Source organism: Pseudomonas sp. BTN1 (assembly GCF_001907715.1).
Taxonomy (GTDB): domain Bacteria; phylum Pseudomonadota; class Gammaproteobacteria; order Pseudomonadales; family Pseudomonadaceae; genus Aquipseudomonas; species Aquipseudomonas paracarnis.
The window spans coordinates 16,643-29,126 of record NZ_MPBM01000075.1 but is presented as its reverse complement, the minus strand read 5'-3'; the positions used below and the strand labels follow the sequence as shown (position 1 = coordinate 29,126).

Here is a 12,484-nt window from a genome sequence, read left to right as displayed (position 1 = left end):
TTGTACTTACTTCTGCTTTTCCAACTGATGGTATTTGCCGTCTTTGTCCCACTGGTAAACCACGTAGTCAGAGACTTTCAGGTCGCCCTTGGCATCCCAGGCTTTTTCGCCCATGACGGTTTTAACCGGGTTGGCCTTGAGCCACTTGGCAGCGTCTTCGCCCTTGTTGGACTTGGCACCGTTGAAGCCGGCGGCCAGGGCCTGGATCGAGGCGTAAGCGTACAGGGTGTAGCCTTCAGGCTCGGTACCGTTCTTGCGGAACTCTTCCACGACCGTCTTGCTGTCTGGCAGCAGGCGCGGGTCGGCGCCGAAGGTCATGTACACACCATCAACGTACTGCGCGCCGCCGGCGGTGGCTACCAGTTCGTCGGTGACCACGCCGTCATCGGACATGAACTTGACGTCTTTGAGGCCCGCTTCGCGGATCTGGCGCACCAGTGGGCCGGCTTCCGGATGCAAGCCGCCGAAGTACACGACGTCGGCGCCCAGGGAACGGATCTTGGTAACCAGGGCGCTGAAGTCTTTCTCGCCCCGGGTCAGGCCCTCTTCCAGCACCGGCTTGACGCCGCGCTTGGTCAACTGCGCAGCGGTGGCGTCGGCCAGGCCTTTGCCGTAGGTGTCCTTGTCGTTGATCACCGCGACTTTCTTGCCCTTGAGCACGTCGACGATGTAGTCGCCGGCCACGATGCCTTGCTGGTCGTCACGCCCGCACATACGGAACATGGCGCCCAGGCCGCGTTCGGTCACTTGTGGGTTGGTGGAGCCTGGGGTGATGGCGATGATGCCCGCTTCGTCGTAAACCTCAGACGCCGGGATGGTGTTGGATGAGCAGAAGTGCCCGACCACACCGATCACTTTGTCCTGGTCGGCCAGGCGGTTGGCCACGGCCACGGCCTGCTTGGGTTCGCAGGCGTCATCGCCCGCCACCAGCTTGATCTGCTCGCCGTTGATGCCGCCGGCCTTGTTGATAACGTCGGCTGCCGCCTGGGCACCCTTCATGTACTGCTCACCGAAAGCGGCGTTGGCACCCGTCATCGGGCCCGCCACACCAATTTTCACATCAGCTTGAACAAACGTAGAAACACCCAGCGCCGCAGCAACGGCGAGGGCCAGAAAACCTTTCTTGTAAAACGTCTGGGACATGAGTGGTGCTCCGATATTTTTGATTTTTGGCACGACAACTTGCATTCAAACTTTTCACTGAAAGCTCAGAGCAAGCCGCGTGCCATTACTTTTTTATTCTTCAAAAAGACACGGTGTCATTGTTATTACAGGCGTTTCGACGCCTTTTGCCAGGACGTGCAACCGTCTAGCGTCTACGGGTGCAACCAGCACTGCAAAAAAGTACAACCCTGGTAGGTCGCACCTGCAACCACAGGCATAAACGACAGTTCCTACAGCTGTAACAACGTGCGTAACGGAACTGCACATTTACAGTGCGTGATTGCTACGACTTGCACCAATACAGATGGGTAGCCTGCTAAGAAAACGCAGGCTTCTGAGGGGTATTTCGCTGATCAGATCACGATCCTCAGGCATTGCCCGGCGTGATAGAGCGAGAAGCCGGCTTCATACAGGCAACTGCGCAGGCCCACAGCGGCCAGAGGTTGCATAGGGGCAAAAGGGATCGGTAAGGCTTGGGGGGCCTGGTGACACAGGTAGTCGGCAAACGCCTTGCCCACCACGCTGCCGGTGGTCACCCCGCGCCCGTTATAACCGGTAACCGCCACCAGGCCGGGGGCCGGTTCGAACAGGCGCATCAAGTGGTCGGGGGTGAACGCGATGCAGCCGGTCCAGGTGAATTCCCATTGCACCGGTTTGAGGTACGGGAAGTAGTGTTGCTGCACCCGATCGGCCCATGCCTTGAGGAACCACGCCGGCTTCTGGTTGCCGTTACCCAGGCTGCCCAGCAACAGGCGCCCGTCGGCATCGCGGCGAATACTGCTCAGGACCTGGCGCGTGTCCCACGAACCCTGGCCGCCGGGGAGGATCTGCTTGGCCGCGTCATCGGTCAGCGGCGCCGACGCCACCTGGTAGTAATAGCCGGGGAAAAAGTTACGCCGCAGTTCGGTCCATTCGCCTTCGGTGTAGGCGTTGGAGGCGATCACCACCTGCGCGGCCTGCACCGCGCCCTCGGCGGTCTGCACCGACCAATCGGCGCCTTGGCGTTCAAGCTGGGTGACCGGAGAATGGTCAAACAACTGCCCGCCCAACGCTGCGGCGGCATTTGCCAACCCAGTGGTGTAGGCCATGGGGTTCAAGGTGCCGGCGCGCCGATCCAGCAACGCGGCGGCGATTTTCCGGGTACCGGTGGCGTGCTCGCAGGCCTGGCCGGTGAGTAACTCAACCGGTGCGCCACGGCGTTTCCACTGCTGCTCACGGCTGCGCAAGTCCGCCTCGCCACGGGCGTTGTGCGCCATGTGCAAGGTGCCTTCACGGCGCAATTGGCAGTCGATGTTGTACTTGTCGATCAGGCTGAACACCAGGGACGGCGCCGCACCCAACATGCGGTTGAGCTGGCTGCCCACCGCCGTGCCGAAACCGGCCTCGATCTCGTCCGGTGGAATCCACAGGCCGGCGTTGACCAGCCCGACGTTGCGCCCCGAGCCGCCGTGACCGGTGCGATGGGCCTCCAGTACGGCGACGCTTTTACCTTGTTCCAGCAAATGAATGGCCGCCGACAAACCGGTGATGCCGGCGCCGATCACGCACACATCCACCTTGACCGCGCCCTTGAGCGCGGCTCGGTCGGGACGGCCTGGGGTGAGGTGTTCCCATAAACATGTTTCGCGCAGTGCCATTGCCAGACTCCGGGATGAATTCACCACCGCTCGTTCCCACGCTCTGCGTGGGAATGTAGCCTTGGACGCTCCGCGTCCGCATTGTCGTGACGCGGAGCGTCACAGAATGCGTTCCCACGCAGAGCGTGGGAACGATCAGTCTGGTCAGTCGAACGTGATGCCTTGTGCCAACGGCAGTTCCAGCGAGTAGTTCACAGTATTGGTTTGCCGGCGCATATACCCGCGCCACGCATCCGAGCCCGATTCACGCCCGCCGCCGGTTTCTTTTTCACCCCCGAACGCGCCACCGATCTCCGCGCCGCTCGGGCCGATGTTGACGTTGGCAATGCCACAGTCACTGCCCACCGCCGACATGAACTGCTCGGCTTCACGCACGTCGGTAGTGAAGATGCAGGACGACAAACCTTGTGGCACGGCATTGTTCAGGCGCAGGGCTTCGGCGAAGTCGGTGTAGCCGACCACGTAAAGAATCGGCGCGAAGGTTTCGCTGCACACCACGTCGCTTTGCTCGGGCATTTCCACGATGGCCGGCGATACGTAGTAGGCGTTGGGGAATGTGTCTTGCAGTTGGCGCTTGCCGCCGAACACCTTGCCGCCTTCGCTCAAGGCTTGCTCAAGGGCGTCCTGCATGTTGTCGAAACTGTGCTTGTCGATCAGCGGGCCGATCAGGTTGCCTTCCAGTGGGTGGCCGATGCGCACTTTGGAATAGGCGGCCTTGAGGCGGGTGACGATTTCTTCCTTGACCGACTCATGGGCGATCAGCCGGCGCAGGGTGGTGCAGCGTTGGCCGGCGGTGCCCACCGCGCTGAAGAGGATGGCGCGCACGGCCATGTCCAGGTCGGCGCTTGGACCGAGAATCATCGCGTTGTTGCCGCCCAGTTCAAGGATGCTGCGGGCGAAACGTGCGGCGACTTTGGGTGCCACTTCACGGCCCATACGCGTGCTGCCGGTGGCGCTGATCAGGGCGACGCGCGGGTCATCCACCAGCGCAGCGCCGGCGTCGCGGCCGCCGATGATCACTTGGCTGAGGTACTCGGGGGCACCGTCGAATTTTTTCAGTACGCGCTCGAACAAGGCCTGGCAGGCCAGTGCAGTGAGCGGGGTCTTTTCCGACGGTTTCCAGATCACTGCGTTGCCGCACACCAAGGCCAGCGCAGTGTTCCACGCCCACACAGCCACCGGGAAGTTGAAGGCGCTGATCACGCCGACCACGCCCAGCGGGTGCCAGGTTTCACGCATATGGTGGCCGGGGCGCTCGGAGGCGATGGTCAAGCCGTACAACTGGCGCGACAGGCCGACGGCGAAGTCGCAGATGTCGATCATTTCCTGCACTTCACCCAAGCCTTCCTGGGTGATCTTGCCCGCTTCCCAGGAAACGAGTTCGCCCAGGTCGGCCTTGTACTCGCGCAATACGTCGCCGAACTGGCGCACCAGCTCGCCACGCCGCGGCGCCGGCACCTTGCGCCAGGCTTCGAATGCATGCTCGGCGCGACTGACCTGTTGCTCCACCTCGGCGGCGCCTTCCCAGTGCACACTGCCGATACGGCTGCCATCAATCGGTGAATGCACGGGTTGTTTTCCAGCCTGGTACAGCGCCGGGTTTACCCCGAGACGATCAAGCAATGCGGCAACCATGGGTCACTCCTTCAATCTGCAGACAAAAATTCGCGCCGCAATACGCACGGCGATCCTGGCCCTATTTGTAGCTGGCCCAAGACTTGCCAACAAACGACGATTAGGCGAGATATCATTCCCTTTATTCATGCAAAGAATAAAAAGAGGCATGCCGTGCTGAACAAAAGACATTTGCCCTCGATCACCGCCCTGCAGTGTTTCGAAGCGGCCACCCGCCACCTGAGCTTCACCCGCGCCGCCGAGGAACTGAACCTCACCCAAAGCGCGGTGAGCAAACAAGTAGCGCAGCTGGAAGAACTGTTGCAACACCTGCTGTTTCGCCGCGTGCGCCGCCGCTTGCAGATGACCCCGGCGGGCGACCTGTACCTGGTGGAAGTGCGCAAGATCCTCACCCAGGTGGAAATGTCCACCCACTACCTGCGCTCCTACGGGGGCGAAACCGAAGTGCTGCGCGTGTCCACGCCCTACACCTTCGGAGCACGCTGGCTGGTGCCGCGCCTCAAAGGCTGGCGTTTGCGCCACCCGCAGATCCACCTGGACCTGTGCAACGAACAGGACCCGGACGAGTTACTGCAAGGCAAGGCCGACATGGCGTTCTATTTCGGCCAGGGCGCACGTCCCGGCACCGAGAGCCTGAAACTGTTCAGTGAAGAGCTGGTACCGGTGTGTTCGCCCGACAGCCTGCCCGCCCAGCCTTTCACCGACCCCACGCAACTGAGCGACCTGGTGCTACTGCAAAACGCCTCGCGGCCCCAGGGCTGGCATGACTGGTTCGCCAGCCAGGGCTTCCATACCGAGCACAGCTACCATGGCCCGCGGTTCGACACGTTTTATATGTGTATCCGTGCGGCGCAGGTGGGATGCGGCGTGGCGTTATTGCCGCGCTTTCTGGTGGAGGAGGAATTGGCCGAGGGCAAGTTGGTGATCCCCTGGCAACATGCGATGCCGAGCCAGGATGCTTACTACCTGGCGTATCCCGAGCATTCGGCGGAGGTGCCCAAGGTGCGCGAGTTTGTGAAGTGGATGATGGAGCAGGTGCTTTAGCGCCTGGAGAATCGCCATCGCAGGCAAGCCAGCTTCCACCGTTTGGAATGCACTCCAAATGTGGGAGCTGGCTTGCCTGCGATGGCGCCAGTGGCCTTACTGAAAAAATCACTGGCAAAACCCCACAAGTCTATGCGCCACTAACCCCCTTCCTCAATTGTGCGTAAAGGCCGGCCTCCATCGCCGACCCGTCTGGAGATTCCCGTTATGAGCGAGAGTGTGTTTGCCGATCGCATCGTGCAGAACCTGCTCGACACCGACTTCTACAAGCTGACCATGATGCAGGCGGTGCTGCACAACTACCCGAACGTGGAAGTTGAATGGGAGTTTCGTTGCCGTAACAGCGAAGACCTGCGCCCTTACCTGGCGGAGATTCGTTACCAGATCGAGCGCCTCGCCGAGCTGAGCCTGAGCCCCGATCAACTGGGGTTCCTGGAACGCATCAGCTTTATGAAGCCGGATTTTCTGCGTTTCCTCGGGCTGTTTCGCTTCAACCTGCGGTATGTGCAAACCGGCATCGAGAACGGCGAGTTGTTTATCCGCCTGCGCGGGCCGTGGCTGCATGTGATCCTGTTTGAAGTGCCAATGCTGGCCATCGTCAGCGAGGTGCGTAACCGCTACCGCTACCAGACCGTGATCCTTGAACAGGCCCGCGAGCAGCTGTATCGCAAGTTCGACTGGTTGACCGCCAACGCCAGCAGCGATGAGCTGTCGGAGCTGCAAGTGGCGGACTTCGGCACGCGCCGGCGCTTTTCCTACCGGGTGCAAGAGGAAGTGGTCAGCGTGCTCAAGCACGATTTCCCTGGCCGTTTTGTCGGCACCAGCAACGTGCACCTGGCGCGCGAATTCGATATGAAGCCGCTGGGCACCATGGCCCACGAGTGGATCATGGCCCACCAGCAACTCGGCCCACGCTTGATCGACAGCCAGATCGCCGCCCTTGATTGCTGGGTGCGCGAGTACCGTGGCCTATTGGGTATCGCCCTCACCGATTGCATCACCACCGACGCGTTTCTGGGCGACTTCGACTTGTACTTCGCCAAGCTGTTCGACGGCCTGCGCCATGACTCCGGTGATCCGATCCAGTGGGCAGAAAAAGCCATCGCTCACTACCACAAGCTGGGCATCGAACCGATGAGCAAGACCCTGGTGTTCTCCGACAGTCTGACATTGCCCAAAGCCTTGGAAATATTCCGGGCGTTGCGCGGTCGCATTAATGTGAGCTTTGGCATCGGCACCAACCTGACCTGTGATATTCCAGGGGTGGAACCGATGAGCATCGTGCTTAAAATGACCGCCTGCAATGGCCAGCCCGTCGCGAAGATTTCCGATGAAGCGGGCAAGACCCATTGCACCGACCCGAATTTTGTCGCCTATTTGCGTCACGTTTTCAAAGTACCTGCCCTATCCAGCAAGGAGTGAATCATGCAAGCCGTACAGCGTGAGATTGCACAACAGCTCAAGGTGCAAGCCCCGTTCAAGGACCAGGCCGCACTCGAAGCCGAGGTTGCCCGGCGCGTGGCCTTTATCCAGGACTGCCTGCGCAATTCCGGGCTCAAGACCCTGGTGCTCGGCATCAGTGGTGGTGTCGACTCCCTGACCGCAGGCCTGTTGGCCCAACGTGCGGTGCAGGAACTGCGCGCCAGCACCGGCGATGAGGCGTACCGCTTTATCGCCGTGCGCCTGCCCTACGAAACCCAGTTCGACGAGCACGACGCCCAGGCCTCGGTGGACTTTATCGAGCCGGATGAACGTCACACCGTGAACATCGGCCCGGCGGTTAAAGCCCTGGCCAATGAAGTGGCCGCCTTTGAAGGCAAGGCCGCGGCGTCCCGTGACTTCGTGCTGGGCAACACCAAGGCGCGCATGCGTATGGTGGCGCAGTACACCATCGCCGGCGCGGCCGGTGGGCTGGTGATCGGCACCGACCATGCGGCGGAAGCGGTGATGGGCTTCTACACCAAGTTCGGTGATGGCGCGTGCGATCTGGCGCCGTTGAGCGGGCTGGTGAAGCATCAGGTGCGAGCCATTGCCCGCCACTTTGGTGCGCCGGAATCGCTGGTGGAGAAGGTGCCGACCGCCGACCTGGAAGACCTGTCGCCGGGCAAGCCGGACGAGGCGTCACATGGCGTGACCTATGCCGAGATTGATGCGTTCCTGCAGGGTGAGCCGGTGCGTGAGGAGGCGTTCAGGATTATCTGCGAGACCTATCGCAAGACTGAGCACAAGCGGGTGATGCCGTTTGCGCCTTGAGGTGAACCTGATCGTTTTGCATTGATTGTCACATCGCCGTCGCAGGCAAGCCAGCTCCCACACTTGACCGGATTCCAACATGGGAATGCGGTCGAATGTGGGAGCTGGCTTGCGTGCGATGAACGATAACGCGGTCTTACTTCAGAACCACAGCACCTTTCATCATCGAGATGTGGCCTGGGAACGAGCAGAAGAAGCTGTATTTCTCATCGGCCTTCAGCTTGGAGACGTCGAAGGTCACCGAGTCTTTCTCGCCGGCACCGATGATCTTGGTGTGGGCGATGATGCGCTCATCACCGGCTTTCAGGTAATCCTTGTCGATCCCCGCAGCCATGCCGTCGGTTGCCACCGGTTGCATATTGGCTTCGGTAGTCAGCACCCAGTTATGGCCCATCACGTTCTTGGGCAGGTTACCCGAGTGAGTCAGCTCAACGGTGAACTGCTTGCAGCTCTTGTCGATTTCAATCGCTTTGGTGTTGAACGACATTTGGTCGGTGGAGTCGACAGTGACCTTGCACTCTGCAGCAAGCAACTGGCCGCTCGCCAGAGTCAGCAGGGAAACAGCAACGAGTTTGGCAAACATGTGAATCTCCAAGGCAGGGTTTTAAAAACGCGGATTGCGGTAAGGGTGCCTCAATCAGGCTTGAGTTCTTATGATCTGAATCAACAGATTGTATACAACTTTAGGCTATCAGCTTCATCAACACAATCAACCAGCCAAACTGCCGCACCCTGATTATGATCGGCCCATCACTCACGGGAGTTCATGCCATGCACCTCAATCACCTGTTCAACGGCCTTCTGGCTGCCTACGCCTGCGGTAAGTGAAAGCAAAGGGCCCCCTGAAGCTGCTACCATGACGACCCGAGGCAGCTGCGCGCCGCCCACCCTCACCTTCGACCCTAGAGGATCGCCCATGGCCAAACCTAATTACTCCTTCGCCAAACGTCAGAGAGACTTGGCCAAGGAACAGAAGAAAGAGGAAAAGCTGCAACGCAAGAAAGCCGCTGCAGAGGAAGAAGCCGGCGCGCTGAACCCGGATGCCGAAGGTGAAGCGGCAACTGACGAGACCGAAACCCCGAAAGACCCAGCTGAATGATCGTTCCCACGCTCCGCGTGGGAATGCAGCCCCGGACGCTCCGCGTCCCGCACCAGGCTTGAAGCCAGCGCAAGGGTGACGCAGAGCGTCACAGCAGGCATTCCCACGCAGAGCGTGGGAATGATCGTTTTTCATTCCAGCGGCATCACCGTCACCCGCACCTCCGGGTCGTGGCTGCCTCCCCCCAGAATCACCCCACGCAACGGCGACACATCGGAGAAATCCCGGCCCCAGGCCAGGGTGATGTGCTCCAGCGCCGGCTGCACATTGTTGGTCGGGTCAAAATCCACCCAGCCTGATACCGGGCAAAACACCGAAACCCACGCATGGGAAGCATCCGCGCCAATCAGCCGTGGCTGGCCGGGCGGTGGCTGGGTGAGCAGGTAGCCGCTGATATAGCGCGCCGCCAGGCCACGGGAACGCAGGCAGGCAAGCATCAGGTGAGCGAAGTCCTGGCACACGCCACGACGGCGCTCCAGCACTTCAACCAGCGGCGTGGCGACCTGGGTGGCTTCGGCATCGAAGGTAAATTCGCTGAAGATCTTCTCCATCAATGCCTGCGTGCCCAGCAGTAAAGGCTCGCCGGGCGGGAAGCAGCTTTCGGAGAACTCGACGAAAGTTTTCTTCAGATGGACATAGGGCGACTCGAAGCGATAACGACAGGCTTCGATCAGTTCGGCGCTCAATGCCTGGCTGCTGTAAGTCAGGCTGTCGCGGGTGTGGTCCCAGGGCGGCGACCGCTGGAAGTCCAGAGCGGGTCGCGCCAGCACTTCCACGGTGAGCCCGGCGTTCACCAGCAATTCATCATGGGGCCGTTCGAACGCCAGGCGAGTGATCGGGTTGCCGAATACGTCCAGTTCGTCGCGGCGCGAGGTGGGTTCCGGGCTGATATCCAACTGCTGCCAGGTGCACTTCTGCCAGGCGCACGGCCTTGGCCACAGGTGCGCCAGTTGCTGGGCCAGGGACACCGGGCTGTCATAGTGGTAATGGGTATCGTGGAAAATCTGGTAGCGCGCGCTCATTACACCGACACCGTTTGCTGGCTGACATCATCCACGTGGGCAAAATGGCGCAGCGCCAGGCGATCCGACACCTGCCCGCTTTCATCGGCCACCGCTTGCAGCAAGTCGGCCAGGCCGTCCAGCGCGGCACGCACGCTGGTTTCGCCAAACAGGCCGTCCTCCAGGCAGCCCAGGTCAAAACGCGCCAGGCGCTCGACCAACGGCGCCAGCCCGGTTTCACGGGGCACGCCAAAATCATCATTGAGACGGCGCAGGGTGCGGCTCACCAACTTGAGCTGGAACAGCACCGCATGGGGGTTCTGCTCGTCGAGCAGCAACAAGTCGAGCACCGGGATCAACTGCGGCACCGCCAGGTAGCGCGAGCGGTAGGTGATGCTGCTGTTGCCCAGCTCCAGCAACCATTCCAGCCCGGCCTGATCGAACACCGCCACGCCACGCAGGAACGCCGCAAGGCTGCTGCTCAGAAACTGCAGACGCTCGATACGCCGGCCCATCATCAAGAAGCGCCAGCCCTCATCGCGGGTCATGTCGTCCAGGGCAAACCCGGACAGTGCCGCCAGGGACATCACCAGGCGGTTGAGAAAGTCGAGCAGCTCGCCAAAGTCTGCAGTGTCGCTTTCCAGTTCCATGGCTTCGCGTTGCAGCTCCACCAGGGCCTGCCAGTTTTCCCTGGACAACTTGCCGCGCACCTGGGACGCCGCCCACTGCAAGCGCTGCAAATTGGCGCGCAGGCTTGAAGGCCAGTCATCACCCAGCAAGGCGGCGAGCAGACGCTCCGGCAGCTCGCCCTCCTCCGGCAACAGGCGCAGGCTTTCGCCGAGTTCGACGGCGGCCTGCAACGCCAGCGGATCGTCGCCATCGACATACCGCGCCAGTACGATACGCAGCCAGCGCGCACTGTCGTCGCAGCGCTCGCAGTAACGACCGAACCAGAACAGGTTTTCCACCACGCGCGAGGGCAGATAGGGATCGCGGCGCACCAGGTCATAGGCGCCAATGGTGCGTTGGGCGCGCCATTGCTCGCCACCCGGCACGCGTTCACCGAGCGCCCAGGTGTCCTTGCTCGCCCCGCCGCGCTGCATCGACACCACCTCGGCATCGGCGTCGGCCGCCACGCGAGTCAGGCCGCCAGGCAGTACCCGATAACCGTCTTCACTGGCCACGGCGTAGACACGCATACCAATGGCACGGTGTTGCAGGTGGTCATCCACGGTGTGCCATACGGGCGCCTGAGACAGTTGCGCCAGCTCTTGGGCGACATAGGCATAGGGCCGCGCACGCATGCGTTCGGCCAGGGCCTGGCGCTGTTCGTCGTCAAGGTCGCGACCAAACACCGGAGCGAAACTTTGTGAGGGAAATGCCGGCTTGATCAGCAGTTCCGGGAGTTTTTCCAAGGCTTCGGCAAGCACCGGCGCTTCACCGCACCACCAGGTGGCAATCGACGGCAGGATCAAGGCTTCACCGAACAAAAACTCATTGATCCTGGGTAAAAAGCCCAGCAGCCCCGGGGACTCCAGCACGCCACTGCCCAAGGCATTGGCCACCAGCACGTTGCCTTGACGCACGGCGTCGAGCAGGCCCGGCACGCCGAGCGCCGAGTCAGTGCGCAGTTCCAGCGGGTCGCAGAAATCATCGTCGAGGCGACGCATGATCGCATGCACCCGGCGCAGGCCGCTGAGGGTTTTCAGGAACACGGTGCTGTCGCGCACGGTGAGGTCGCCGCCCTCTACCAGGGGGTAGCCGAGCTGACGCGCCAGGTACAGGTGTTCGAAATAGCTTTCGTTGAAACGCCCCGGCGTGAGCAGCACGATCAGTGGCGGCTGGTCATCGCCAGGGGCCTGGCGCGCCAGGGTCTCCTGCAGCGTGCGAAAGAAACCGGTGAGGTGCTGCACCTGCATATCCCGGTACAGGTCCGGGAAGGCGCGGGACACGATGGTGCGGTTTTCCAGGGCGTAGCCGGCGCCCGACGGGGCTTGGGTGCGGTCGGCGGTGACCCACCAGCGGCCATCCGGCGTGCGTGCCAGGTCGACCGCGTACAGATGCAGGAACGCACCGTCGGGCGGCTGGATACCCTGGCACGGCCACAGAAAATTGTTATGCCCGAACACCAGTTCGGCGGGCAGCAAGCCTTCCTTGATCAAGCGCTGCGGGCCATACAGGTCGGCCAGTACCGCATTGAGCAGGCGCGCACGCTGGGCGATGCCGGCCGACAGTTGCTGCCACTCCTCGGCCGCCAGCACATGGGGCAACAGGTCCAGCTCCCAGGGGCGGTCGGCGCCCTTGGGATCGGCGTAGACGTTGTAGGTCACGCCGTTTTCCTGGATCTGGCGCGTCAGCAACGCCTGGCGCTGGGCCAGTTGTGCGGGCGTGCTGCGTTGCAGGTGATCGAACAAGCGTCGCCAATGGGCACGCACCGCGCCGCTGGCGTCCAGCAGTTCGTGATAGGTACCCGCGGTGAGCGGGTAACGGTCGAGCAAGTCGGACATGGAACGCTCGGCAGAGGCAAGGGAAGTCAGGTTAACTCAAATTCACTACGATCCAATGTGGGAGCTGGCTTGCCTGCGATAGCGGTGTGTCAGTCACCAGAACTATCGACTGAACCACCGCTATCGCAGGCAAGCCAGCTCCCA

At 61.6% G+C, this 12,484-nt stretch carries 10 protein-coding genes; 4 read left to right on the top strand and 6 right to left on the bottom strand.

The annotated features are described in order from the left end of the window. Positions 1-6: 6 nt before the first annotated feature. The 3 genes from BMH52_RS27245 to BMH52_RS27235 all read right to left on the bottom strand — a co-directional run bounded on the left by BMH52_RS27245 (position 7) and on the right by BMH52_RS27235 (position 4,436). Positions 7-1,143, bottom strand: coding sequence for a branched-chain amino acid ABC transporter substrate-binding protein (locus BMH52_RS27245; protein WP_005784282.1), 1,137 nt, complete (start codon positions 1,141-1,143; stop codon positions 7-9). 374 nt (positions 1,144-1,517) lie between these two features. Continuing rightward, positions 1,518-2,801 carry an FAD-binding oxidoreductase gene (locus tag BMH52_RS27240; RefSeq protein ID WP_073845628.1) on the bottom strand — a complete coding sequence of 428 codons (1,284 nt, stop codon included), beginning with the start codon at positions 2,799-2,801 and terminating at the stop codon, positions 1,518-1,520. Between the two features lie 144 nt (positions 2,802-2,945). Then, positions 2,946-4,436 (bottom strand): aldehyde dehydrogenase family protein, encoded by a 1,491-nt coding sequence (locus BMH52_RS27235; protein ID WP_003188096.1) that lies wholly within the window; start codon positions 4,434-4,436, stop codon positions 2,946-2,948. 153 nt (positions 4,437-4,589) lie between these two features. On the opposite strand from BMH52_RS27235, the gene BMH52_RS27230 reads away from it, so the two are divergent. From BMH52_RS27230 to nadE, 3 genes are all read left to right on the top strand, one after another. Further along, positions 4,590-5,480, top strand: a complete 891-nt coding sequence (locus BMH52_RS27230) for a LysR family transcriptional regulator (protein WP_014716686.1) — start codon at positions 4,590-4,592, stop codon at positions 5,478-5,480. A gap of 207 nt (positions 5,481-5,687) precedes the next feature. Beyond that, positions 5,688-6,902 (top strand): nicotinate phosphoribosyltransferase, encoded by a 1,215-nt coding sequence (gene pncB / locus BMH52_RS27225; protein WP_003188094.1) that lies wholly within the window; start codon positions 5,688-5,690, stop codon positions 6,900-6,902. Positions 6,903-6,905: 3 nt separating this feature from the next. Next, positions 6,906-7,733 carry an ammonia-dependent NAD(+) synthetase gene (gene nadE, locus BMH52_RS27220; RefSeq protein ID WP_014716685.1) on the top strand — a complete coding sequence of 276 codons (828 nt, stop codon included), beginning with the start codon at positions 6,906-6,908 and terminating at the stop codon, positions 7,731-7,733. Between the two features lie 136 nt (positions 7,734-7,869). Here nadE and azu read toward each other — a convergent pair whose 3' ends face one another. Next, positions 7,870-8,316, bottom strand: a complete 447-nt coding sequence (gene azu / locus BMH52_RS27215; protein ID WP_014716684.1) for an azurin — start codon at positions 8,314-8,316, stop codon at positions 7,870-7,872. 333 nt (positions 8,317-8,649) lie between these two features. On the opposite strand from azu, the gene BMH52_RS27210 reads away from it, so the two are divergent. Beyond that, positions 8,650-8,832 carry a hypothetical protein gene (locus BMH52_RS27210; protein WP_014716683.1) on the top strand — a complete coding sequence of 61 codons (183 nt, stop codon included), beginning with the start codon at positions 8,650-8,652 and terminating at the stop codon, positions 8,830-8,832. A 131-nt stretch (positions 8,833-8,963) separates the two neighbouring features. Here BMH52_RS27210 and BMH52_RS27205 read toward each other — a convergent pair whose 3' ends face one another. Both BMH52_RS27205 and BMH52_RS27200 read right to left on the bottom strand, forming a co-directional pair. Further along, positions 8,964-9,854 (bottom strand): transglutaminase family protein, encoded by an 891-nt coding sequence (locus BMH52_RS27205; RefSeq protein WP_020301622.1) that lies wholly within the window; start codon positions 9,852-9,854, stop codon positions 8,964-8,966. Then, positions 9,854-12,340 carry a circularly permuted type 2 ATP-grasp protein gene (locus BMH52_RS27200; protein ID WP_073845626.1) on the bottom strand — a complete coding sequence of 829 codons (2,487 nt, stop codon included), beginning with the start codon at positions 12,338-12,340 and terminating at the stop codon, positions 9,854-9,856. Before BMH52_RS27200 ends, BMH52_RS27205 begins: the two co-directional genes overlap by 1 nt. Between the last annotated feature and the right edge of the window lie 144 nt (positions 12,341-12,484).